21 protein-coding genes and 1 pseudogene are annotated in these 23,287 nt (G+C 57.8%); 16 read left to right on the top strand and 6 right to left on the bottom strand.

All coding sequences use genetic code 11. The features are described from left to right. The first annotated feature begins 30 nt into the window (after positions 1-30). From AC2FGC_RS16580 to AC2FGC_RS16540, 9 genes and pseudogenes are all read left to right on the top strand, one after another. A complete protein-coding gene (locus tag AC2FGC_RS16580) occupies positions 31-1,200 on the top strand; it encodes a mandelate racemase/muconate lactonizing enzyme family protein (protein ID WP_496721895.1) in 1,170 nt (389 codons plus the stop codon). 16 nt (positions 1,201-1,216) lie between these two features. After that, positions 1,217-2,059, top strand: coding sequence for a TRAP transporter small permease subunit (locus AC2FGC_RS16575; protein ID WP_496721893.1), 843 nt, complete (start codon positions 1,217-1,219; stop codon positions 2,057-2,059). Beyond that, positions 2,059-3,681 carry a TRAP transporter large permease gene (locus AC2FGC_RS16570; protein WP_142634770.1) on the top strand — a complete coding sequence of 541 codons (1,623 nt, stop codon included), beginning with the start codon at positions 2,059-2,061 and terminating at the stop codon, positions 3,679-3,681. The genes AC2FGC_RS16575 and AC2FGC_RS16570 overlap by 1 nt, the downstream gene beginning before the upstream one ends. Positions 3,682-3,691: 10 nt before the next feature. Next, a complete protein-coding gene (locus AC2FGC_RS16565) occupies positions 3,692-4,642 on the top strand; it encodes a phytanoyl-CoA dioxygenase family protein (RefSeq protein ID WP_496721891.1) in 951 nt (316 codons plus the stop codon). A 24-nt stretch (positions 4,643-4,666) separates the two neighbouring features. Continuing rightward, complete coding sequence (locus AC2FGC_RS16560; RefSeq protein ID WP_496721889.1) at positions 4,667-6,169, top strand: UxaA family hydrolase; 1,503 nt, start codon at positions 4,667-4,669, stop codon at positions 6,167-6,169. Next, positions 6,166-7,170 (top strand): Gfo/Idh/MocA family protein, encoded by a 1,005-nt coding sequence (locus AC2FGC_RS16555; RefSeq protein WP_496721887.1) that lies wholly within the window; start codon positions 6,166-6,168, stop codon positions 7,168-7,170. The genes AC2FGC_RS16560 and AC2FGC_RS16555 overlap by 4 nt, the downstream gene beginning before the upstream one ends. Positions 7,171-7,270: 100 nt before the next feature. After that, positions 7,271-8,197: pseudogene (locus AC2FGC_RS16550) on the top strand (NAD(P)-dependent oxidoreductase); the annotation flags it as partial. 3 nt (positions 8,198-8,200) lie between these two features. Continuing rightward, positions 8,201-9,082, top strand: a complete 882-nt coding sequence (locus tag AC2FGC_RS16545; protein WP_496721885.1) for a DMT family transporter — start codon at positions 8,201-8,203, stop codon at positions 9,080-9,082. Further along, on the top strand, positions 9,079-9,942 hold the full coding sequence (locus tag AC2FGC_RS16540; protein ID WP_058277412.1) for a sugar kinase: 864 nt from the start codon (positions 9,079-9,081) through the stop codon (positions 9,940-9,942). Before AC2FGC_RS16545 ends, AC2FGC_RS16540 begins: the two co-directional genes overlap by 4 nt. On the opposite strand, the gene AC2FGC_RS16535 is transcribed toward AC2FGC_RS16540, so the two are convergent. Further along, complete coding sequence (locus AC2FGC_RS16535; RefSeq protein WP_496721883.1) at positions 9,929-11,125, bottom strand: mannitol dehydrogenase family protein; 1,197 nt, start codon at positions 11,123-11,125, stop codon at positions 9,929-9,931. The genes AC2FGC_RS16540 and AC2FGC_RS16535 overlap by 14 nt on opposite strands. After that, the gene (gene uxaC, locus AC2FGC_RS16530) at positions 11,126-12,469 is read right to left on the bottom strand and encodes a glucuronate isomerase (protein ID WP_496780493.1); all 1,344 of its coding nucleotides are present in this window, start codon (positions 12,467-12,469) and stop codon (positions 11,126-11,128) included. A 122-nt stretch (positions 12,470-12,591) separates the two neighbouring features. Here uxaC and AC2FGC_RS16525 point away from each other — a divergent pair, with 122 nt between their 5' ends. The 7 genes from AC2FGC_RS16525 (at position 12,592) to AC2FGC_RS16495 (ending at position 19,354) form a co-directional block, all read left to right on the top strand. Beyond that, positions 12,592-13,608, top strand: a complete 1,017-nt coding sequence (locus AC2FGC_RS16525) for a Gfo/Idh/MocA family protein (protein ID WP_496721881.1) — start codon at positions 12,592-12,594, stop codon at positions 13,606-13,608. Then, on the top strand, positions 13,605-14,606 hold the full coding sequence (locus AC2FGC_RS16520) for a Gfo/Idh/MocA family protein (protein ID WP_496721880.1): 1,002 nt from the start codon (positions 13,605-13,607) through the stop codon (positions 14,604-14,606). The genes AC2FGC_RS16525 and AC2FGC_RS16520 overlap by 4 nt, the downstream gene beginning before the upstream one ends. Next, positions 14,603-15,655 carry a Gfo/Idh/MocA family protein gene (locus AC2FGC_RS16515; RefSeq protein ID WP_496721879.1) on the top strand — a complete coding sequence of 351 codons (1,053 nt, stop codon included), beginning with the start codon at positions 14,603-14,605 and terminating at the stop codon, positions 15,653-15,655. Before AC2FGC_RS16520 ends, AC2FGC_RS16515 begins: the two co-directional genes overlap by 4 nt. Next, complete coding sequence (uxuA, locus tag AC2FGC_RS16510) at positions 15,652-16,833, top strand: mannonate dehydratase (protein ID WP_496721878.1); 1,182 nt, start codon at positions 15,652-15,654, stop codon at positions 16,831-16,833. Before AC2FGC_RS16515 ends, uxuA begins: the two co-directional genes overlap by 4 nt. Positions 16,834-17,057: 224 nt before the next feature. Next, on the top strand, positions 17,058-17,948 hold the full coding sequence (locus tag AC2FGC_RS16505) for an NAD(P)-dependent oxidoreductase (protein ID WP_472723369.1): 891 nt from the start codon (positions 17,058-17,060) through the stop codon (positions 17,946-17,948). 11 nt (positions 17,949-17,959) lie between these two features. Beyond that, on the top strand, positions 17,960-18,823 hold the full coding sequence (locus AC2FGC_RS16500) for a sugar phosphate isomerase/epimerase family protein (RefSeq protein WP_496721877.1): 864 nt from the start codon (positions 17,960-17,962) through the stop codon (positions 18,821-18,823). 111 nt (positions 18,824-18,934) lie between these two features. Then, positions 18,935-19,354 carry a secondary thiamine-phosphate synthase enzyme YjbQ gene (locus AC2FGC_RS16495; RefSeq protein ID WP_496721875.1) on the top strand — a complete coding sequence of 140 codons (420 nt, stop codon included), beginning with the start codon at positions 18,935-18,937 and terminating at the stop codon, positions 19,352-19,354. Positions 19,355-19,384: 30 nt separating this feature from the next. On the opposite strand, the gene AC2FGC_RS16490 is transcribed toward AC2FGC_RS16495, so the two are convergent. The 4 genes from AC2FGC_RS16490 to AC2FGC_RS16475 are packed head-to-tail and all read right to left on the bottom strand — an operon-like array spanning position 19,385 to position 23,284. Continuing rightward, on the bottom strand, positions 19,385-20,155 hold the full coding sequence (locus AC2FGC_RS16490; protein ID WP_496721873.1) for an SDR family oxidoreductase: 771 nt from the start codon (positions 20,153-20,155) through the stop codon (positions 19,385-19,387). Next, positions 20,152-21,192: a zinc-dependent alcohol dehydrogenase gene (locus tag AC2FGC_RS16485; protein WP_496721871.1), complete on the bottom strand. Its 1,041-nt coding sequence runs from the start codon at positions 21,190-21,192 to the stop codon at positions 20,152-20,154. The genes AC2FGC_RS16490 and AC2FGC_RS16485 overlap by 4 nt, the downstream gene beginning before the upstream one ends. Continuing rightward, positions 21,189-22,289: a mandelate racemase/muconate lactonizing enzyme family protein gene (locus AC2FGC_RS16480; RefSeq protein WP_496721869.1), complete on the bottom strand. Its 1,101-nt coding sequence runs from the start codon at positions 22,287-22,289 to the stop codon at positions 21,189-21,191. The genes AC2FGC_RS16485 and AC2FGC_RS16480 overlap by 4 nt, the downstream gene beginning before the upstream one ends. Then, positions 22,286-23,284 carry an ABC transporter permease gene (locus AC2FGC_RS16475; RefSeq protein ID WP_200833187.1) on the bottom strand — a complete coding sequence of 333 codons (999 nt, stop codon included), beginning with the start codon at positions 23,282-23,284 and terminating at the stop codon, positions 22,286-22,288. The genes AC2FGC_RS16480 and AC2FGC_RS16475 overlap by 4 nt, the downstream gene beginning before the upstream one ends. Positions 23,285-23,287 lie beyond the last annotated feature (3 nt).

Below are 23,287 nucleotides of genomic sequence, written 5' to 3'. Positions count from 1 at the left end.
CTCTGGATCGGCGTCTGGATCCATAACTTCATGAAAATCAACAGAATAATAAGCCATGTACTGCAGTACGACATGCCGGAAGTTCTGGGCTACTCGCAACAGTATTATGACAAACGTACAACCCATCTGGTCGAGATTCGGACAGATGAAGGGGTAACCGGTTGGGGGGAGTGTTTTGGTCCCGGAAACGTAGCCATTGCCAACAAGTCCATCGTAGAAAAGGTAATCCAACCATTGGTTCTTGGCATGGACCCTTTGGACAAAGACGTGGTCTGGCACAAGGTGTACAACCTTCTGCGAGACCATGGCCAAAGCGGAATGCCAATACAGGCTTTGTCCGGGGTAGACATCGCACTTTGGGACATCACCGGCAAAATCTCTGGCCTACCCCTTCATAAGCTTGTCGGCGGCGCGCATCGCACAAGCGTTCCTTGCTACGGCTACGGCATGATGCTTCGGGATGAACCGATTTCTAGTCTGGCCAGCCGTTTTGAGGAGGAAGCCGCGAAGATCAAGGAAATGGGATTTACCGCCACCAAAATGAAAACGGGCTTTGGCCCGAAGCCTGATGTGAAGTTGTGCGAAGCAGTTCGACGCGGAGTTGGTGACGACTTTCCTTTTATGGTCGATGCGAACCATGCCTATACGACTTCGGACGCATTTTTTGTCGGTCGGGCGCTGGAAGAGCTGGACGCATATTGGTTCGAAGAACCGGTCGCGCCAGAAGACATTGACGGGTACCGCGAACTGCGCACTTCGCTTAAAGTCAACATCTCGGGCGGAGAGGCGATATTCAATCGTTGGGCCTGGCGCAATCTTCTTGAAAATCGCGGCATTGATATAGCGCAGCCAGAAGTATGTGCTTTGGGCGGTGTTTCAGAGTATCTCAGGGTACTGGCCCTATGCCACGCACATTTCACTCCGGTCGTAAATCACGTCTGGGGCAGCGCCATCGCCGTCGCAACTAATCTACACCTACTGGCGGCTATGCCAGCAATTCCAGGCGGTTTGCATCCATGGGAGCCGATGCTGGAGTTCGACACAACGGACAACATGTTTCGGGACGATCTGCTGACCGTACCGCTGGAAATTCAAAATCAGGTCAAGGCCAATAATGGCCGTGTCATGATCCCGGCTGGCCCCGGACTGGGTGTCGAGCCGGATCGAGACTTTATCGATCATTACAGGATCGAAGGATAGGGACGAGGGTTACGCGATGCACAAGAATTCAGGCGGACCAATTGAATGGCTCATACCGTTGGCCTTCGTCGCGACTGCCAGTTGGCTTGTTTGGCATCTTCCAGCATTCCTGTTGGATTGGCTGCCTTACACCTCTGAATCCCTAAAAAGTCAGGTAACGGAAATATATCTGCGCAGCGACGTCACGCCTGAATTGCCTGGTGTGTTCGGGGGGGTTGTCGACATCATCGACGTGGCCGCGCTAGTACTTCTGCCGTTTCTTGCAGTGATTGGTACAAAGACCGTGCGCCCGGCGACGATGGAGTTCGAAGGCTCGACGGTTATGGATCGTTTCGCCCTGTTCATAGGCCGAGTTACGATGATGATGATAGCAATCATGACTGTCGTCATGCTCTACGAAGTCTTTATGCGCTATATCCTGGAGAAGCCGACCGAGTGGGCCAACGAAATGACTCTCTGGTTCGCCAGCTTTGTGTTTTTGATGTCTGGCTACTACGCCATGCAGCAACGCAGTCACATACGAATATTCCTGCTTTACGACGCAGTTCCACGTTGGCTTCAGCGCGTTTTTGACACGGTTTCAACAATACTGATCGTCCTGTTTGCCTTCTTTCTGGTCTACGGCAGCTACAAACAGGTGTTCGTCAACAAGCTCTATAAATGGGAGCTTTATGGCTCCGCCTTCAATCCTCCGATCCCGGCGACGTTGCAGCCGATGGTGCTGATCGTAATTTCGCTCGTCGCAATGCAAGCAATTTTGAACTTGGTCGCGGATTGGAACAAAGAGCCGGAAATCCACACAGATGAACCGGACGAAGACGAAATTGAAATGATCAAACGAGCAGTGGGACAAGACTGATGGATATTGGAACAATCTCACTCATCCTGATGGTCGCTCTGATCGTGCTTCTGGCGATCGGGATGCCTTTGGGTCTGGCCTCGGCTTCCCTTGCGGTTCTGGTTCTTGTCCTGAAGTTCGAACCGACACTGCTTTTGAACCCATTCTCATTCGGCGACGGGGTTCTCACCGGTCGGCCAGGCACTGGGCCGCTCTATATCCTGGCGCAGAAGATATATGGGCTCTTAACGGACTACGTGCTCATATCAGTGCCATTGTTTATCTTCATGGCGTCGCTGCTAGAGCGGTCCGGGATCGCGCGTGACATGTATTCGTCGCTGAATGTCTGGCTTTCCAGAACACGCGGCGGCATCGCGATCGTGACCTCGATCATGGCGGTGATCATGGCAGCCATGTCCGGCATAATCGGTGGTGAGGTTGTCCTGCTGGGACTTATCGCCCTGCCCCAGATGCTGCGCCTAGGGTACGATCAAAATCTCGCGATCGGCGTCATCTGCGCCTCGGGCTCGCTGGGCACCATGATCCCTCCCTCCATCGTTCTGATCATCTATGGGCTGATCACCGAAACCTCGATCAAGTCGCTGTTCACCGCGTCTTTCATTCCCGGCTTCATGCTGGCCTCGATGATCATCCTGTACATCATCATCCGCACGCAGTTGAATCCTCATCACGCTCCGCTGCCGGAACCGGATCCGAACGACCCCGAACCGGCCGAAAAACGCAAACTGTTTGGGGCCTTCATGAGCATCGTCGTCGCCGGATTTTCCACCGTTCTGTTTATCCGGGCCGCGTTTTTCGAGCTCTCAGGCTCGAACGCTGCCAGCCAGGGCGAGCCCGCGAGGCTGGGAACGGCTGACTACCTGCCCTGGTTTGCCGGCATCACGATCGTTGCCCTTCTGCTGATCTTCTTCGTCTTTGGCAGAGAGCGCGCTAAAATCGGGTGGGAAATGGGCAAAGGCCTCGTCGCTCCGCTGGTCGTCATCGGCGTCGTGCTCGGCTCGATCTATGGCGGGATCACAGGCATCACCGAGGCTGCGGGCATGGGCGCCTTCGCCGTTCTGATTATCGCCATCCTGCGGGGCGAAGGATCGTTCGAGCTGGTTTGGGACAGCTTGATGCGAACCCTAAAATCCACAGGCACCATCATCTGGGTTACGATCGGGGCCGCCGCGCTGGCGGGTGCCTACACCATTGCTGGCGGGCCCCAATACGTGGCCGACCTAATCGTCGGCCAGGAGCTGCCAACCATGCTGGTCATTCTGGTGATGATGCTGATCTTGCTGTTCATGGGCGCATTCATGGATTGGGTCGGCATCGTGCTGTTGATTATTCCGGTCTTTCTGCCGATCGTCCTGCGCCTTCCTATCGAAGAAATCGGAGTCTTTGGCCAGTTGGAGCCGAGTCATGTCGCCATCTGGTTCGGCGTCGTGTTCTGTATGAACATGCAGGTCAGCTTCCTCTCGCCCCCATTTGGCCCGGCCGCGTTCTACCTGAAGTCGGTGGCCCCGCCACATATCAGTCTGACGGATATCTTCCGCGGCTTCCTGCCATTCATCGGGATCCAGTTGCTGGCGCTTTCCGTTCTTCTGATTTGGCCGGGCATCATCGCGCTGCTGTTGTGAGGTCGCACCCATGCTGACACAAGATCAGATTGGCAAGTTCCAGACGGACGGATACCTCGTGGTCGAGGATGTTATCCCTGCCGATGTCCTTGATCGGGTACAGACCGAATACTCGGATGTCCTGAGCCGGCTCTATGACGGTTGGTACGAAAAAGGGCTGGTCAAGGACGAACCGTCTGGAATGACCTTCTGGGACAAACTTCTGTCTGCCTATCAGGCCGGTTGCGACTATTTCCAGCCGCTGGACATCTCGTTGCCCGGCGATCGGATCATGGCGGACACACCGTTCCATATCGGGCCTGCAGTGTTCGACTTGCTAACGGCCCGGCCCATGCTTGACATTGTCGAGCAGTTGATCGGGCCAGAGTTGGTGAGCAATCCAATCCAGCACGTCCGGCTGAAGCCCCCCGCTCTCAAGCTATCCAAGGATGAGGTGCGCGCGCATATCACAGCGACGGACTGGCATCAGGACCGGGCGGTTGCGTTGGAGGATGCGGATCAGACCGACATGGTCACGGGGTGGATTGCCGTCAACGATGCAACGGTCGAAAACGGCTGCCTGCAAGTGCTGCCAAAGGCACAGGACCAATCCATCCTGCCGCATTGTGCGCGGACGCAGACTGGTATTGCCGACGGATTCATTGACGAAGGCCGGGCTGTGCCCCTTCCTGTCAAGGCGGGCGGGATCATCCTGTTTCACCCTCTGACGCCACATGCTTCGCTGGTCAATGAAACGGACCGGTTCCGCTGGTCGTTCGACATCCGCTTCAGTGCGGCAGGCCAGCCCACCGGTCGAGACCATTTCCCCAGCTTCATCGCGAGGTCCAGATCGCGCCCCGAAACCGAACTGCGAGATTGGCGTGTCTGCAAATCCAATTGGGAAGCGGCGCGAGCAAGGCTGTCCGGACAACCGCACATAGATATTCACCGGTGGACATCGGACTCACCGTTCTGCGCCTAGCTGCTGCCGCCAGGAAAGCTGATTATGACTTTTGTACGTTTAGATCGAACGGATAGCGTGGTTGTTGCAACTCGGTACCTGGAGGCCGGCAGTATGGTGGAGGATGTCATGACCAATACGCGCATCCCTTCGGGACACAAGGTCGCCACGCGGAATCTTGCACCCGGCGATCCTGTCAGAAAATACGCCCAGATTATCGGTTACGCCAACCAACCGATCGAACCTGGCGACCATGTGCACACCCACAATATCGAGTTCCGCAACACCAGTGTGGACTACGAGTTTGCGACGGATCACAGGCCCATGAAACCCGCCACCTCGGTCGATACGTTCATGGGCTACCACCGGGACAGTGGTCGGGTCGGCACGCGCAATTACATCGCGGTTCTGACCACAGTTAATTGTTCGGCGACTGCGGCCCGTATGATTTCCAACCACTTCACGCCGGACAAGCTGGCCGAGTTTCCGAACGTCGACGGCGTGGTGGCCTTTGTCCACGGAACGGGCTGCGGAATGGCGGATTCCGGCGACGGTTTCGAAGCTCTTCAACGGGTCATGTGGGGGTTTGCGAAACATCCCAACCACGCTGCCGTTCTGATGGTCGGCCTAGGCTGCGAGATGAACCAGATCGACTGGCTGCTGGACGCGTATGGGCTGAAGCAGAGTCCTACCTTCCAGACGATGAACATCCAGAACGTTGCCGGATTGCGCCGCACCGTCGAAATGGGCATCAGTAAGATCAACCAAATGCTGCCCATTGCCAATGAGGCGGGACGCAGTGAAGCCCCGGCGTCCGAACTTATGGTTGCGCTGCAATGCGGTGGATCGGACGCCTGGTCAGGTGTGACCGCCAACCCGGCGCTCGGGCATGCCTGCGACCTGTTGGTTGCCCAAGGCGGCACAGGGGTCCTTGCGGAAACGCCCGAAATCTACGGAGCCGAACATCTTTTGACCCGCCGCGCCCTTAGTCGCGCAACTGGGGAAAAACTGATCGGACTGATCGATTGGTGGCAGGACTATACCGCCCGCAATCACGGTTCGATGGACAACAACCCAAGCCCCGGCAACAAGCAAGGCGGTCTGACGACCATCCTTGAGAAGTCGTTGGGGGCAGCGGCGAAGGGCGGAACCACGCCTTTGACCGGTGTATTCAAATACGCCGAACCCATCACCGCCAAAGGCTTCACTTTCATGGATAGCCCCGGTTATGACCCGGCCTCGGTGACCGGGCAGATCGCGGCCGGCTGCAACCTAGTGTGCTTCACCACGGGGCGCGGTTCTGCCTTTGGGTCCAAACCGGCGCCTACGCTGAAAATCGCTACAAACTCTGAGTTGGCAGCGCGCATGCCAGAAGACATGGACGTGGATGCTGGCGACATTCTGACCAAAGGTGCCAGCGTCGAAGAGAAAGGACAGGAAATATACCGACGGCTGCTCCAAGTCGCCTCGGGCGCGCGAACCAAGTCCGAGGCGCAGGGCCTGGGCGACTACGAATTCGTTCCCTGGCAAATCGGAGCGGTGATGTGAAACGGATCCTTGTAGCCGGTGGTGGATTGATCGGTATCCGCCACGTGCGCGCCGTGATCGAGCACCCCGGCTGCGTGTTGGTCGGGTTGGCCGATCCAGATGGCTCGATCCAGATCGACGCGCCGCGTTTTGCCAGTATGGACGAGGTGAAGGGCCCGGTGGATGGCGTCATCATCGCGACGCCGACCCGCCTGCATGCCGAACATGGCATTCTGGCCGCATCCCGCGGTTGGCACATGCTGATCGAAAAGCCGGTTGCCGCATCGGTCGATGATGCCCAGCGCCTTAGGGCGGCCGTTCGCAAGGCCGATGTCTGCAGCCTTGTAGGCCACCATCGACGGTATCACACAACCTTGCAGCGCCTGAAAGAAGTGATCAAGCAAGGTACTATCGGACAAGTCATCAACGTCTCGTTGCTGTGGGCCATGCGTAAACCCGAGAGCTATTTTGAACAGAACTGGCGGACTTCCGATGGCAGTCCAGTCATGATCAATCTGGTGCATGATATCGATGTCCTGCGCTTTGTGATCGGAGAAATCTTAGATGTCGTCGCCCTGCCTGGCGCGTCGATCCGCGGATCGGATCGGATAGAAAGCGGGGCTGTTGCGATTGCGTTCGAAAACGGCGCGACGGGCACTATCAGTTTTGCCGACACCGCACCCAGCCCTTGGGGATTTGAAGCCGGAACCGGCGAAAACCCGAACATCGGCACGACCCATCAGGACATGATGTGGATCACGGGAACCAGCGGCGCTGTGAGTTTTCCCTCCATGACTCTGTGGCGTGGAAAGGATTGGGGCACTGCGGCCCAAAAAAACCAACTTACACGACCGGAACAACAACGCGCACCGCTTGAAGCGCAACTGGATCACTTCCTTGACGTGATCAACGGCGTCCCTCCACTAATCGATGTCGAGGATGCAGCCCGGACGCTCGAGGTCACATCATGGATCGAACAGGGGCTGAAGGCGCGAACAGCTCGAGCGCGGGCGCCGGCCTGATTGACATGCGGCCCGGCAAAATACCGGACCACCCAAAGGCCAATGATTATCCGTCGGGCAATATGAGCATTCAAACTGCAAAGCCGCACGCGCCAGACACAAGAATGAAAACCAGACACATTCACGGAAAGGGAAACCAATGAGCAAACCATCAATCGGGTTTATCGGCTTGGGACTAATGGGCGGAGCCATAGTGAGCCGACTGTTGGACCAAGGATACTCGGTCGCTGTATTGGGAAACCGCGACCGCACATACCTGGACGCCGCGATTGACCGTGGCGCCCGCGAGATGCAAAACGCCCAAGAACTGGCTGAAGCCAGCGACATCGTGATGTTGTGCATGGGCACCTCGGAACAGGTCGAAAGCCGTATGCGCGGCGCAGATGGAGTGATCGCGGGATTGAAACCCGGGGCGATCGTCATCGACTTTGGCACCTCGCTTCCAGGCAGCACACGCGCCTTGGCCGAGGAGGTTGCCGCAGCCGGCGGAAGCTATCTTGATGCGCCGCTTGGCCGTACGCCTACGCACGCGCTAGAGGGCAAGCTCAACATTATGACTTCCGGCGACAAGGCTGCCTTTAACAAGGCCGAGCCGACACTGAAAGACTTGGGCGAAAACGTTTTTTACCTTGGCCCCGTTGGGTCCGGACACACGATCAAGCTGATCAACAACTTCTTCGGAATGACCGTTGCGAACGCGATGGCCGAAGCCTTTGCCATGGCTGATATCACCGGTGTTGACCGTAAACAGGTGTATGACGTTATGGCCGCAGGGCCTCTGCATTCTGGAATGATGGATTTCGTCAAAGCCTACGGCGTTGAGAGCGACCCAAATCAGCTGGCCTTTGCCATCAAGAACGCGGCAAAAGACCTTGGGTATTATGACCGTATGGCACGCGATGCAGGCGTTTCCAGCGTGATGTCGCAGTGCGCGCTTTCGGCGCTGAATGATGCGCGCGACCACGGTCAGGCGGATGACATGGTCAGCCAGATGGTTGACTACTACGTCAAGCGTTTCAACACCTGATCGATGGCTGTCACCGCCAACCCCAATGCGGACCTGCCGCGCCTTGGCATCGTGCTGATGCTGACGGCGTGGCTGTTCTTTTCGCTGGTAGACCTTGGGGCCAAGTGGTTGGCGTTGGCCGGCGTGCCGGCATTTCAGTTGGCGTTCATGCGCTACGCGGGGCACTTTGTGATCTCTGTGGGTGTGATCGCCAAAGGCGGGATTGAGGCCAGCCGATTCAAGACCGACCATCCATGGCAGGTCATTAGCCGGGCCTTACTGCTGATCTCGGCGACCGTTTTCAACTTTTATGCCTTGCGGTTTTTGCCTCTGACCGTCGTGTCGGCAATCATGTTCTCAAGCCCGGTCATCGTGTGCTTCCTGTCCGTTTTCGTGTTGAAGGAGAGAGTAGGCCAATGGCGTTGGGCGGCTATCATCCTGGGCTTTCTGGGGGTGTTGGTTGTCGTGCGGCCGTTTGGTTCGGCCTTTCATCCGACCATGCTGCTGATCGTCTATAACGCCACTGCGCTGGCCTTGTATTCGATCATGACGCGCAGGCTGTCCGGGGTTGTTGCGGTGGATACCATGCAATTCTACCTCGGGCTTACCGGGACGGTGGTCCTGCTGCCCTTCGCCATCTGGTTTTGGGTCCAGCCGGAAAACACCTGGAGTCTGATAGTCCTGATTAGCCTTGGCGTCTTTGGCTGGTGCGGGCATCAACTGCTGACTAACGCGCATCGGTTCGGAACGGCGAACCAGTTGATGCCATTCACCTATTCGTTCCTGATCTACGTTGCGATCTGGGGCTATCTGTTCTTTGACACTGTACCGGACGCATTCACGTTGGCAGGGGCTGCGCTGATCATGGTTGCCGGGCTCATCATCTGGAAAAGAGAAAAGAAATGACGCGAATTGCCTGCATCGGCGAAGCAATGATCGAATTGTCCATGCTGGAGACCGGCGCGAAGTTGGGCGTCGCCGGGGATACGCTGAACACAGCCATCTACATGCACCGCGCGGCTCCTGATCTGCAGGTGGAGTATGTGACATGTCTGGGCGACGACCCGTTCTCAGGGCGCATCGCGGACTTTGTCGCCAGCCATGGCATCGGGACATCCGGCATCCGCATCATTCCCAACGCTTCTCCGGGACTATACGCGATCACGACCTCTGCGGACGGTGAACGCAGCTTTACCTATTGGCGCAGCGAGGCGGCCGCCCGCCAGCTTTTTGCCGATCATGACTTCAGCTCGCTGAAAGGTTACGACGTGCTGTACTTGTCAGGGATTTCCGTGGCCATTCTTCCGCATTCAGTAAGGCTTGCGCTTCTGGACTGGCTCGAAGGCTCTTCTGTCCGGTTGGTCTATGACAGCAATTTTCGTCCGCGTCTTTGGGACAGCGCCGAACACGCCCGGCAGATCAACCAACGGCTTTGGCAGCGTGCAGATATTGCCCTACCATCCATCGACGACGAGATGGCACTGTTCGGGGAAAGCGCGGATCAAGTGGCGGCACGCTTTACCGATCATCACGGTGTCGGTGCATTGAAACGCGGAGAGGATGGCCCTCTGCCCATTGGTCAGAACATTGACCAAACCTATGAGCCTGCCAAAAACGTGCTGGATACCACAGCGGCGGGCGACAGTTTCAACGGTGGGTACCTCGCAGCCTTGCTGACAGGAAAATCGCAGGCCAAGGCCCTGATGGCCGGACACAATCTGGCGTCCACCGTTGTTCAGTTCCGCGGCGCGATCATTCCCGGATAAGTGACGCGAGATCCTCAGCGCCAACAAGGTCCAAAAGTGGCACTACCGGATCTGGCTGTTTGACAGCCGAGGCGATTTCCAACGCGCAAGGATCGTTCAGCGTCCTGCCCTTGGCGGTCTCGGACATGCAAAAGGAGATCCAGGCCCGCATCCCTGCAATCACCGCCTGAGAGCCGGTCTCACGGAGTGTGGGAACAAACCGATACGGCAGCTTTTGGCTGCCATCCATCGCGATTTGGTCCAGACGGTGCGCCAGCTCGAGGTTTTCAAAGCGGCGCAACAAAGCCTCGGCATAGTCCGGAACCTGTACTTGCAGTGCTGCGGGCAGCGTTGCGCCCGCATCCTTCATCAACTCGGAAACCAGCGGGCGCAAAACCGGGTCTCGAACCGCTTCGTGGACGTAGGTCAGGCCTCGCTCCAAGCCGCCATAAGCCAACAGGGAATGGGCACCGTTCAACATGCGCAGCTTTCGCATCTCGTGCGGGGCTACGTCATCGACCAGTTGCACGCCCGGCCAATCCGGGTGCGGACCGGCGAAACTGTCTTCGATCACCCACTCCGAAAACGCCTCGGTCGGAACAGCCATAGGATCGCCGCTGATTGCGCGAACGGCGTCCGTGGTAGCCGGGGTGATCCGGTCGACCATCGCGTTTGGAAAGCGAACGGCATTCCAATTCACGTCCAGGCCGGCTGCATTCGCAAAATCGGCAACTGCCATTTCGAGCGTTTTGCCGTTTTCCATGCGATTGTCACAGCTTAGCACCGTTACTGGCTTGCACCGTTCCGCAAGGCCATAAGCTAAAAACCCGATCAGCGTCGCAGGCCCTTTCCCTGCCAGATCGGCGGCAATCGCTGGGTCCTGAAGGTTCAGATTGCCCGCGGCGTCCAAATGGTAACCTTTCTCGGTGACGGTCGCCGAGATGATCTCGGCATCCGCCATCACATCGAAAATCTCTGTGCGATCATTGGGCACGACCAGAACGTCACGCAGAGCTTTGATGCGCCGGACGCCCTGCCCCTGTACGCACAAATCGTACTCGAAACCTTGTTGGGCCAATCCATCCCGAACCGAGGATGAACGCAGGCTGACGCCGACAACGTCCCATCCGCCAGCTTGATCCGTGTAGTCCAGCAAATGCGCCCGGGCGAAGTTTCCAAGGCCAAAGTGAAGAATTGTACCCATCTAGCTTTGCAATCCGTAAACTTGTTTCGCCAAATCGACAGCCAGCAACCGCGCAAGATGCTCAGCACTATCCCGACCGAAATAGCCGCGCGCAACCTGATCGGCCAAATGAATCGCCACTCCCCGTCGCCACAGGTCGTGCCGTGCAGGAATGGACAGAAAGGCCCGCGTGTCGTCATTGAATCCGGCCAGATTGTAGTATCCGGACGTTTCAACAATCTGATCGAAATACCGCGCTATACCGGCTGGGCTGTCGTGGAACCACCAAGGCGGCCCGATCCTAAGGCACGGCCAATGTCCCGCCATGGGCGCCAGTTCACGGGCATAGGTGCTTTCGTCCAATGTGAAGAGTATGATGCGCAGTTCCGCCGAGTTTCCGACCCGGTTCAAAAGCGCCTCAAGGCCCGTGACCCAATTCATAGCGATTGGAATGTCCGCCCCCTTGTCCCGTCCGAAGTCCCGCATTACCGCGTCGTTCGTGTTGCGCTTGCTGCCAGCATGTATCTGCATGGTCAGACCATCATCGATAGACATCTGCGCCATTTCGATCAGCATATGTCCATAGAACCGGCGAGCATCCTGTTCGGCCCCTTCCCGCCGTCTCAGCCGTTGGTACAGCGCATCCGGGTCGTCCAGCCACTCGGTCTGCACACGTTCGATACCGTGGTCAGTGGCCGTACAGCCCAGCTGGATGAAATAAGCCCGCCGCATTCGCAGCGCGTTGAGGTAGCCATCGTAGCTGCCCAGATCGCAGCCCGTCAGCTCGGCCAACTTTTTCAGGTTTTGTACGAACTCCGGGTCCGCCCCATCCAAAACCCCGTCTGGGCGGAACGCCGGAATAACTCGCCCACCCCAATCGCTTGTACGAATCTCCCGATGCTCAACGAGGCTGTCGAGAGCGGAATCTGTGGTGGCCAGAACCTCGATCCCAAATCTGTCGAACAAAGCCCTCGGACGAAATTCAGGTCGCGCCAGCTTTCCTGAGATCTTATCGTAAACCTGGTCTGCCGTGCGCGAAGACAACTCCTCAGACACGCCCAGCGTTTCATGCAGCACGTAATTCATCCAGATCCGAGATGGCGTTCCCAGAAACAAATGCCAGTGCTCGGCAAAAGTGCGAAAAACGGCGCGAGGATCCTTCTTTCGCCCCTCTTCCCCAATGCCAAGTTCGGACAAGGGAACGCCCTGCGAATAGAGCATACGGAACACGTAATGGTCGGGAACCACCAGCAGTTCTGCCGGGTTGGGAAACGGCGCATCGGTTGCAAACCACCCCGGATCGCAGTGACCATGCGGAGACACGATCGGGAGGTCCTTGATGCCCAGGTACAGGCCTTCTGCCATGCCATTCAAATTACCAGTCAATTCTGCCTCCGATACTGCTGCCCGCAATTGTTAACACAGTTTTTATGGTTGCATCTTTCCCGTTCGAACCCGCAGACTGACCGGGTGATCCGGGGGAATGAATGAATATTGCGCTGATTGGTTTGGGGATGGTTTCGGGAACGCATGTTGCTGCCATTCAGGCATCGGAGCGAGGTCTCAATCTTGCTGGCGTCTTAGGGCGCAATCCTGAAAAAGCAGCTGAGTTCGCGCAGCGAAACGACACCCGCGCGTTCAGCTCGGTTGAGGAAATCGCAAACGACTCAAACGTCGACTTTGCGATCATCGCAACCCCGCCTGATCAGCGCACAGAGTTGGTGCGGGTTCTTTCGACCGCTTCGAAACCGATCCTAATGGAAAAGCCTATCGAAAGAACGCTGGGCGCCGCGGCAGCCATAGTCGAGCAGTGCGAGGTGTCTGGCGTGCTGCTGGGCATCGTTTTTCAGCACCGCGCTCGCGCCGCCTCGCAGGCGCTGAAATCAGCCATTGTACAGGGTGAGTTGGGCGCGATCGCCACGGTGGAAATCCGTGTCCCCTGGTGGCGCGATCAGAGCTACTATGACGAGCCAGGTCGCGGCACTTATGCACGCGACGGAGGCGGTGTCATGATTTCGCAGGCAATCCACACGCTTGACCTCGCGATGTGGCTGCTGGGGCCGATCTCGGACATTCAAGCCATGATGAGAAAAACTCCGTTGCACGATCTCGAGGCCGAGGATTGGGCAGGTGCAATCTTTGAAATGGATAACGGCGCGGTGGGAACGTTGATGGCAACCACCGCCGTATATCCCGGGGCCGCAGAGTCCATCACCATCCAGGGCACGCACGCCAAAGCGCATCTGGAGTCAGGTGTCCTGACCTTAACCACTTTCGATGGTCAGAAATCCACGTTTGGCGAAACGTCCGCCACAGGCGGCGGGGCCGATCCCATGGCGTTCACCCATGAATGGCACCAGGCGGTCATAGAGGATTTTGCCAACGCACTCGCCGGTGGAACGCGACCCATGGCCACCGGACGCAGTGCCCTTTTGACCCACGCCGTCATAGACACGATGCAGATCGCCAATCGAACCGGCCAGAAAACACGAGTCATCTCATGAGCCTGACCTGCGTCGCCCTAGGCCTGGACCACCGCCATATCTATGGCATGACGGAAAACATGCGCAAAATCGGCGTGGACTGCGTTGGCTTTTGGACACAAGGCGAACCCGAAACGCTGGCGGGCTACGTCAAAAGGTTTCCCGATATTCCACGGCTGGCCCGACTGGAAGACGCCTTAACTTGCGGGGCGGATCTGGCGCTAATTTCGGCAATACCGGCAGATAGGGCCGCTTTGACAATCCGCGCCATGCAAAACGGCATGGACGTCATGAGCGACAAGCCGGGCTGTACGACGTTCGAGCAACTCGACCAGATCAAACGGGCGGTTGCGGACACCGGTCGCATCTGGTCGGTGAATTTTTCCGAAAGGTTTGAAACGCCCGTCAGCACCCGGGCGACCGAGTTGGTCGAGGCCGGTGCCATCGGGCGCGTGATCCAGACGGTCGGACTTGGCCCGCACCGATTGAACCGGGCAACTCGTCCGGAATGGTTTTTTCAGCGTGAACGCTATGGCGGTATTCTGACCGACATCGCCTCGCATCAGATCGATCAGTTCTTGCACTACACAGGTTCGGAAACCGCGGAAATCACAAACGCTTGTGTGGCGAACTACGCAAACCCCAAAGATCCCGGATTGCAGGATTTCGGAGAGCTCAATCTACGAAGCAAGAATGGCACCGGGTACATCCGGGTTGACTGGTTCACTCCGGATGCCTTGCCAAACTGGGGAGATGGTCGCCTGACGATCCTGGGCACCGAAGGCTATATCGAGTTGCGGAAATACGTTGATGTGGGTGGAGCCTCGGGAACAGACCATCTGATCCTCGTCAATGGTGAAACCTGCCAAAAGATCGACGCATCTGACGCCGGCCTTCCCTACTTTTCGCGCCTGGCCGATGACATCCGTAACCGGACCGAAACCGCGATGATCCAAACCCACTGCTTTACGGTCATGGAACTGGCATTGCACGCGCAGGAAATGGCGGAACGCAAATGATCAACGTTGCGATCCTTGGCGCAGGTATCGGTGCGCAACATATAAGCGCACTGGAACGGCTTGACTGCAAATTCCGCGTAACCGCCGTGGTCGACCAGAATACGGACCGGATCGAACAGATTCGACAGAACTCGGATTTTCGATCTCTGACCAACATTCAAGACGCGCTGGATGATCCGGAGATTGATGTCATCGACATCTGCCTGCCGCCCCATCTACATGTGCCGACCACTCTTGCGGCATTGGCCGCAGGAAAACACGTTGTCTGCGAAAAGCCCCTTGCGACCTCGATGCAGGATGTGGATCGGATCGCGGCAGCCGCCCACAGCACGGGCAAGCATGTGTTTCCGGTTTTTCAATACCGGTGGGGCCCGTCACTGGCCCAATTGCGCCACCTGCAACGCGCCGGCCTGACCGGAACGGTCCAAACTGCCGCGCTTGAAACCCATTGGTCCCGAGGGGCAGATTATTACGCGGTGCCGTGGCGAGGAACATGGGCCGGTGAACGCGGCGGCGCAGTGCTTGGCCATGCCATCCACAACCATGATCTGCTGACACATATCGCGGGTGATATCGCCTGGGTGTCAGCAATGACCACAACGCGGGTCAACCCGATCGAGACCGAAGACTGCGCTGCGATCTGCTTTGGCATGGCTACCGGAGCTTTGTGCACAAGCAATATCACACTAGGCGCCGCCACGGACGAAACCCGCTTGCGGTTCGTCTTTGAAAAGGTGACCGCCACCTCTGGCACGGAACCCTATGCGCCGGGTCAAACGCCTTGGACATTCGTTGCGCGGGACCCGGTGGATCAAGCCGCTATCGACGAGGCCCTTGCAGCCGCCGCTGCCGAACCAACAGGTTTCGAAGGGTTCTTTACCGAAATCGGCAAGGCGCTGCGGTCCGAGGCAAATTCGGCCGTTACGCTGCAGGACGGCGCCGCATCCATCGGCCTTGTGACTGCGATTTATTACGCGGCGCGCACCGGGCAGCGTGTTGCCCTTCCCATCAGGCCCGATCACCCGCTGTATGAAGGATGGCTGCCATGAAACAATGCTGGCGTTGGTTCGGACCCGATGATCCGATCGCTCTGGCCGATCTACATCAAGTCGGGGTTCAGGGCATCGTTACTGCGTTGCATCACATCCCGCCTGGACTGCCCTGGGACGAACCGAGCATCGCCGATCGGCAGGCAGTTCTGGCCGCGGCCGGGTACAGTTGGGAGGTTGTCGAAAGCCTGCCCGTCTCCGAGGCGATCAAGACGCAGTCCGCAGACATAGCCGAACATCTGCAGGCGTATAAGTCCAGCCTCAGGGCCCTGTCCGCCCGTGGCGTCAAAGTCGTGTGCTACAACTTTATGCCGATTCTGGATTGGACACGCACCGCCCTTCGCTCCCCGCAGCCGCATGGCGGAACGGCCATGCTGTTCGACCTGACTGATTTTGCAGTTTTCGACATATATATTCTCGAACGTCCGGGCGCGTCGGAAGACTATTCCAACGACGTCCAGCAAACGGCCGAGGATCGCTTCTTGCGCCTGTCGGATGAATCCAAAGCCCAGTTGCAGCACAATGTCACTGCGGGGCTGCCCGGCGCCAACGATCAGTGGAGCGTGCAGGACGTGCGCTCTTTGTTGCGGACATATGCCGAGATAGACCGTGACCGGCTGCGCACAAATCTCATCGACTTCCTGTCTGAGGTCGCCCCGGTAGCTCAAGAATTGGGGTTGCGCTTGTGCTGTCACCCGGATGATCCACCCTTCTCGTTGCTCGGTCTGCCGCGGATCATGTCCAGTACTGAGAACTACGGCGCCGTGCTGGATGCGGTTGATATGCCCGCGAACGGCGCAACCTTTTGTACCGGATCGCTGGGTGTTTCCTCCGAATTCGATGGGCCGGACTTCGTACGCAGGCATGGCGGCCGGATTCACTTTGTTCACTTGCGAAATACCCGACGCATCGCGGGGTCGGACAGACAGAAGCCGGATTTCTATGAGGCTCCGCATCTGGAGGGCGACACCGACATGGTCGGCACCATTCGCGAGCTGATGAACGAACAACGCCGCCGCAAATCTCAAGGGCGGGACGACTGGCAAATTCCGATGCGACCCGACCACGGACAAGAGCTGCTGAGCGATCTGGGCGGACACAGCACTCCTGGCTATCCGCTGATCGGACGAATGCGCGGGCTGGCGGAACTGCGCGGCATCATGGCGGCGTTTTCCTGACACGTCGGATCAGGCTGTTTCTTTCCGTCCGTAACACTTCTTTGCTTGCCTGTGCGCGGTATTCTTCGTTTACTTACGGCACGTAAACGGGCAGCGGGGTGTCTTCCGGACTCGCCCGACGTCTGTTCAAGACGCGTGAAACTCCCGCGAAAACCGATGCCTTGAGGCATCAATTTTCGAAACGTCTGCCAGACGGCAAAGACGGAAGAACGGGAGGAGTCCAAATGAAAACCACAGGCGTAATAGGTCTTGGCGACATGGGCAGCGGCCTTGCCAAGAACCTGATCAAGAATGGCTTTGAAACATCCGGTTTCGACCTGAGCGAGACACGCATGGCGGCATTTACCGACATGGGCGGCCTGCCCAAGGACAGCGTGGGACAGGTCGGTCGTCACGCCGCCAGCGTGTTTGTCATGGTGATGCACGGAGATCAGGCCCGCGATGTCATTCTGGGTGAAAACGGACTGGTTGCGAACATGGCCGAAGGCGGAACTGTCATCCTGTCGGCGACCATTACACCGGCCGAAGCAAGCGCCATCGGGCATGACATGGAGGGCTCCGGCATCCACCTGATCGACACTCCGGTCTCGGGTGGGTTTCCCGGCGCGCAGAACGGCACATTGACGATGATGGCTGCCGGTGCCGCTGATGTGCTGGACCAAAACGCCGAAGTCATGCAGGCAGTGTCGGCAACCATTCACCGGGTCGGAGAAAACGCCGGTGACGGGCAAACCGTGAAAGCCTGCCTGCAATCCCTTATCGGGTCGATCTTTTCCGCCACATTCGAGGCTGCGGCCCTGGCGGCCAAAGCCGGTGTCACCGGTCAGGCATTGCTTGACGTGTTCTCATCCTCCAGCGCGGGGTGCGGCGTCGTGAATACCGCCCTTGAAAACATCATTGATCGCAAGTTCGAGGCTACCGGTAGTCATATCGCAACTATGCACAAGGACCTGACGATCTCTCTGGCACTGGCCGGTGCGTTGGGCGTTCCTATGCACACTGCCTCGTCCGCAATGCAGATCTTTCACGCCGGAAAAACCAAATACCCGAACGGCGACAACTGGGTGTGTACCCGCGTCATCGAAGAGATCGTTGGCGCAGAATTGCATCGCTGAGAGGACCGGACATGAAACTAGGTGTGATTTGCGACGGCATTTCCCGCGATCTGCGGCAGGCCGTGGATGTAATGGACGAATTCGGCCTGGACTATGCAGAGCTACAGTTCGTGGGCGACACCGAGGTCGGGGACCATTCCCCGCAGGAAATTGCCGAGATCGACGCGCTCTTGCGCGACCGGGGCAAGCTTGTGTCGTGTCTGTCGCGCCATATCTTTGCGGGGATGACAGCTGCCAACAGGCCCGGCGACAACCTGCACACCCGACACATGGACGCCTTGAAACGCGTGATCGACATGGCGCATATCGTGGGGTCTCCGCTGGTTCGGATCATGACCCAACGAAAAGAGCAGATACTCTGGGGAAAAAACGGCGCCGAGAAGTGGAACGTGGCGCATGGGGTATGGGACTCGATGCCGCCGCTGATCGCGCCGGCGGTTGAACTTGCCAGGGCTGAGGGCGTGACGCTTGTCGTAGAAACCGGAAACGGCACGCTGGTCAATTCCAACTATACAGCCCGCAGACTGATCGACGAGTTGGATGCAAAGGATGCGTTGAAAATTCTTTGGGACCCCGGAAACAATTGCTGGTGCCATGAACTGGCATACCCGGACGGTTACGAAGAACTGCGCGGCGGCTATCTGGGGCACATTCACATCAAGGACGTAAAGGTCGACACGCCACGGGCAACGCTGGAAGTGCGCCGCATGGGGGAAGGTCAGCTTGCGCCTCTGTTCCATCCCATCGCGGACGCGCTCAGATCCGACGGCTATGATGGCGTGATTTCCTTCGAAAGCGTTTATCATCCCGGCAACGGAAATTTCGAAGATGGGTTTCGTCTGTGCATAGACAGGTTCAAAGGCCTGTTTGCATGAATGAAAGCTCTAGCGTGTTACAAATTAAATACTTAAGCCTCAAAGTTGAATGCCGAATGGGGTGCGGAAAGCTGGGCGGATTCGCGCAAGATCAAGGAAAGGATCTGATGGATGAAGCAAGAGTTTTTTGAGTTGTCCATTGAAACGCCCGGCAAATCCCTCACCGACATCAGCGGGGTGGTTCAGCGTACGGTGTCTGAACATGGATTTGGCTCGGGCCTACTGACCCTCTGGTGTGTCCATACAGGTGCCGCGCTGTTGGTACAGGCCAATGCCGATCCCGAGGTGGTCAAGGATATCGAGACGTTCTTCGAAGAACTGGTCCCCAAGTCACCAGGCAAATATCACCACCGCCCGACCGAAGACGACAACGCGCCATCGCATCTGCGCGCGCTGGTGACGCAAACGCAGGTGTCCATCCCGGTCGAACAGGGGCAACTTCCGCTGGGCCGCGTACAAAGCCTGTACCTGTTCGAACACCGCGAGGCACCCAAGACGCGGCGATTGAAGGTGCACTACATCGGGACGTGATGCCTTGGGTCTCGTGGCGCGTTGACGGTGTTACCGCCCCATCCAGCCCCCGTCGACAACAAGGATTTCACCGTTGACGTAGTCCGACGCTGCAGAAGCCAGAAAAACCACGGGTCCGGCAAAATCACCAGGCGTACCCCAACGGCCCTGGGGTGTTCGTTCCAGAATCGACTTCGACCGAACCGGATCGTCCTGCAAAGCTTGGGTATTGTCGGTCGCGATGTAGCCGGGGGCGATTGCATTCACGTTCACACCCTGCCCGGCCCATTCATTGGCCAAGGCCTTGGTCAGCTGTCCAATCCCACCTTTCGAGGCCGCATATCCGGGAACGGTGATGCCGCCCTGAAACGTCAGCAGCGACGCGGTGAAGATGATCTTGCCCGAGCCGCGCGCCAGCATGTCCTTACCGATCTCGCGAGTCAGAACGAACTGCGAGGACAGGTTTACCTCGATCACTTCGTCCCACCAGTCGTCCGGGTGTTCAGCGGCGGGTTTTCGCTTGATCGTGCCGGCATTGTTGACAAGGATATCAGGAGTTTGTCCGTCGGCCCTCAACTGATCATTGAACGCATGCAGCGCAGCGCGATCCGAGAAGTCGCATTGGTAAGCCCGGAAACTGCGTCCCATCGCCGTAACGGCTTTTTCGACATCCGACCCGGACAGCTCGAGCGAGGCCGACACTCCGATGATATCAGCTCCGGCCGATGCCAATGCCTCGGCCATGCCGCGCCCGATGCCGCGTTTGCACCCGGTCACAAGCGCTGTCTTTCCCGTCAGGTCGAAACTTTGCAAAACACTCATGAACGCGGTCCTACTTCGATCAGGCTTTTCATTGCGGTTGGGCTGCGATCCAGTGCTTCGAACGCAGCCTGAATGTCTGACAGAGGGCTGACGTCGGTAATCACAACATCCGCGTCCACTCCGCCCGAGGCGACAACTGCGATCGCCTTCTCGTAATCCTCCGGCTCATAGACCCGAGCACCGATCAGTTGCAGCTCTCGCCAGAAGAATTGGAAAAGGTCGATATGAGGCTTTTGGGCATGGATCGCGACCATCACGATCCGAGCCCGCGTCGCGGCAACGGCGGTCATCGCATCAACACCGGGCTGCGTTCCTGATACCTCGAAAACTACATCCGCCCCTTTGTCGCCCGTGCGCCCGTTGATCGTGGCCACCAGATCGGTTTCGATTGGGTTGATCGTGTCAAAACCAAGCTTTTCGGCAATGGCCAAGCGGTTTGGGTTCACTTCGGAAATCACGACGTTTCCGCCCGCGTCCCGCGCAACCATGGCAACCAGGATGCCGATCGGGCCGCCGCCGATGACGACGACGTCCTCGCCAGGTTGCAGGCCAGACAAGCGCACATCGTGGCAGGCAACGGCGACCGGCTCGATCAGCGCCGCGTGATCCATGCGCAAGTCATCCGGTAGAACGTGCAAGGTGTGGGCCGGAACGGTCCAGATCTCTTGCATGGCACCATCGGTATCGAGGCCGAGAAACTTGAGGTTCTGACAGATATGCTGATGCCCCCGTTTGCAGGCCGGGCATTCTCCGCAGTGATCCAGCGGTCGGACCACGACCTTCTGGCCGGGTTTTACCGTATCGACGCCCTCGCCCACCGCTTCGACGACACCGGACATCTCGTGCCCGATTACCCGGTTCAGACCGACACGGGCATCCATGTTGCCGTGGTAGACGTGGATATCCGTCCCGCAAATCCCGCAATACGCAACGCGAATGGCGGCCTCGCCGGAGCCCGGAGCCGTCGCCTTGGCCTGTTCCACGGCAAAGCTCTTGTTGCCCCTGTAGTACGCCGCAGAGATCGTCTGGGTCGTCATGTATGCATCTCCCTGTGTTCCGCATTCAGTTTGTCCCAGTCGAATTCCACTCCGGTCCCCGGCGTATCCGGGGCCACGGCCAGGCAGTCTTCCACGACAAGCGGACGGGTCGTGTACTGGTCTATCGGGAATGAGTGTACTTCCAGCCAACCCGCATTGGGTTGCGCAGAAACAAGGCTGACGTGCAGCTCCTGCATACCATGGCTACAAACCGGAATGCCGTGCTGGGCGCTTAGCGCGGCCACGCGCAACCAGCCGGTAATCCCGCCACAGTTTGAGGCATCGGGCTGAATGAAACTCAGCTTTGCGTCTTCGAAGGCGTACTCGAATTCGTGAATCGTGTGCAGGTTTTCACCCATGGCAAGGGGAACGCCCGTGGCTTCGGCAATTCGGCCATAGCCTTTGTAATCGTCTGGAATTGTCGGCTCCTCGAACCACAGGATATCGCAGTCGGCGAACCCTTGGGCGGCCTCGATGGCCTGCTCGACGCTCATGGAGTAATTCGCATCGACCATGAAGAACCGGTCCGGCCCCAGCATCTCGCGCACTGCCCGGGCACGTGCAAGATCGTCGGCCAGATCCGGTTGCCCAACCTTGATCTTGACCGCGTTGAACCCACGCGCAAGGTAGCCTTCGGTCTGCCGCAGCAGTTTCTCCAACGAGAAATTCAGGTCGATCCCGCCGGCATAGGCCTTGCACCGTTTGGACGCTCCACCAGCCATTTGCCACAGTGGTGCATTCTGCGTTCTGCCACGAATGTCCCAAAGGGCAATATCCACGGCCGAGATAGCGAACGAGGCGATCCCGCCCCGTGCAACGTAGTGCACATGCCACTGCATGGCATCGTACAGGCTTTCGATCTGTTCGGCGTCTTGCTCAACCAGGAACGGCGCTAGGTCATGCTGGATCATCGCCAGAATGGCATGACCGCCCTTGCCGCCCGTATAGGTATACCCAACCCCCTCGACCCCATCCGTCGTTTGAATGGTGACGGTGATCAATTGAAAGAACGTGTGATCCCCATGTTTGGCATCGACCAGGACCTCTGCTAGCGGGACGTTGAACAGCCGCGCTGAAACACTTTTTATGCGATTCACGAACCCAAAACCTTCTGCTGCCTGGCAATAACTCGAGACTGTAAAAGGATGACCGCAAAAAGAAAGCCTCCACGTATGACCATCTGCCAATAGGCACTGAAACTGATGGTGCCCTGACCGTTTTCAAAGTTCAGAACGTTGAAAACCAAACCCAGCAAAAGCGCTCCGGCAACCGTCGCAGGGATCGAACCCATCCCACCCGTCAACAAGGTACCGCCCACAACGACGGACGCGATGGCCGACAATTCCCAACCAATGCCCTCAAGGGGTTGTCCGGCTCCAAAACCCGAGGCCAGAAAGACGCCAGCCACCCCCGCGCAGCCCCCTGACAGCAGGTAGACGAAAGCCTTGGCGCGATTGACTTTCAGGCCCATTAGGTTCGAGGCATCCTCGCTGCCACCGATCGCCAAGACGGTCCGCCCGATGGTTGTCCTTTCCAGCACCAGCCAAAGTACCAGCGTCAATCCGGCTACGATGACGATTGCCCAAGGAAACAGGCCAAACGCCTGCCCCATGCCAAGCTTGGTGAAGTTCGACCCCCAATCGACCGAAATTGTCTGGGCGCCTGAAATTACCAATGCGCCGCCTTTGGCGGCTAGCATGGTTGCCAGTGTGGCGATGAAGGGCGGGATCCGAAGGATGATTATGCAAAAGGCGTTGATCGCTCCGAAGCCAACGCCGGCAAGAACGGCCCCCGGCAGCGCAACCTGAATCCCGTAGGGGCTGAGATAGGCCGCAACAACCGAAGTAAAGGCCGCCACGGATCCGACCGACAAATCAATCCCGCCGGTCATGATCACGAAGCACATGCCCAGCGCGATCGCAATGAACATCGCGTTGTAATTCAGGAAAGACGAGAAATTGTAGGCGCTTCCAAAGTTGTCATAGCGCATCAGCCCAAACAGGATCAAAGTCAGCAGTGCGATCCACACCGTCACCGAAGCCGAATTGCGCCGAAGGTATTTTCGCAGGTCAAAAGCCGTTTCATCCAACACCAA

The organism is Ruegeria sp. CDSC054, assembly GCF_059610645.1.
The sequence above is the reverse complement of the archived record's forward strand: the minus strand, read 5'-3'. Positions and strand labels throughout refer to the sequence as shown.

Bases quoted from the DNA above. Each gene is read 5' to 3' on its own strand.
- AC2FGC_RS16565 (WP_496721891.1), top strand. From the start codon at position 3,692: ATGCTGACACAAGATCAGATTGGCAAGTTCCAGACGGACGGATACCTC.
- AC2FGC_RS16580 (WP_496721895.1), top strand. From the start codon at position 31: ATGAAAATCAACAGAATAATAAGCCATGTACTGCAGTACGACATGCCG.
- AC2FGC_RS16500 (WP_496721877.1), top strand. From the start codon at position 17,960: ATGAAACTAGGTGTGATTTGCGACGGCATTTCCCGCGATCTGCGGCAG.
- AC2FGC_RS16535 (WP_496721883.1), bottom strand. From the start codon at position 11,125: ATGGGTACAATTCTTCACTTTGGCCTTGGAAACTTCGCCCGGGCGCAT.
- AC2FGC_RS16560 (WP_496721889.1), top strand. From the start codon at position 4,667: ATGACTTTTGTACGTTTAGATCGAACGGATAGCGTGGTTGTTGCAACT.
- AC2FGC_RS16485 (WP_496721871.1), bottom strand. From the start codon at position 21,192: ATGACGACCCAGACGATCTCTGCGGCGTACTACAGGGGCAACAAGAGC.
- AC2FGC_RS16495 (WP_496721875.1), top strand. From the start codon at position 18,935: ATGAAGCAAGAGTTTTTTGAGTTGTCCATTGAAACGCCCGGCAAATCC.
- uxuA (WP_496721878.1), top strand. From the start codon at position 15,652: ATGAAACAATGCTGGCGTTGGTTCGGACCCGATGATCCGATCGCTCTG.
- AC2FGC_RS16540 (WP_058277412.1), top strand. From the start codon at position 9,079: ATGACGCGAATTGCCTGCATCGGCGAAGCAATGATCGAATTGTCCATG.
- AC2FGC_RS16525 (WP_496721881.1), top strand. From the start codon at position 12,592: ATGAATATTGCGCTGATTGGTTTGGGGATGGTTTCGGGAACGCATGTT.
- AC2FGC_RS16575 (WP_496721893.1), top strand. From the start codon at position 1,217: ATGCACAAGAATTCAGGCGGACCAATTGAATGGCTCATACCGTTGGCC.
- AC2FGC_RS16545 (WP_496721885.1), top strand. From the start codon at position 8,201: ATGGCTGTCACCGCCAACCCCAATGCGGACCTGCCGCGCCTTGGCATC.
- uxaC (WP_496780493.1), bottom strand. From the start codon at position 12,469: ATGGCAGAAGGCCTGTACCTGGGCATCAAGGACCTCCCGATCGTGTCT.
- AC2FGC_RS16520 (WP_496721880.1), top strand. From the start codon at position 13,605: ATGAGCCTGACCTGCGTCGCCCTAGGCCTGGACCACCGCCATATCTAT.
- AC2FGC_RS16505 (WP_472723369.1), top strand. From the start codon at position 17,058: ATGAAAACCACAGGCGTAATAGGTCTTGGCGACATGGGCAGCGGCCTT.
- AC2FGC_RS16570 (WP_142634770.1), top strand. From the start codon at position 2,059: ATGGATATTGGAACAATCTCACTCATCCTGATGGTCGCTCTGATCGTG.
- AC2FGC_RS16515 (WP_496721879.1), top strand. From the start codon at position 14,603: ATGATCAACGTTGCGATCCTTGGCGCAGGTATCGGTGCGCAACATATA.
- AC2FGC_RS16490 (WP_496721873.1), bottom strand. From the start codon at position 20,155: ATGAGTGTTTTGCAAAGTTTCGACCTGACGGGAAAGACAGCGCTTGTG.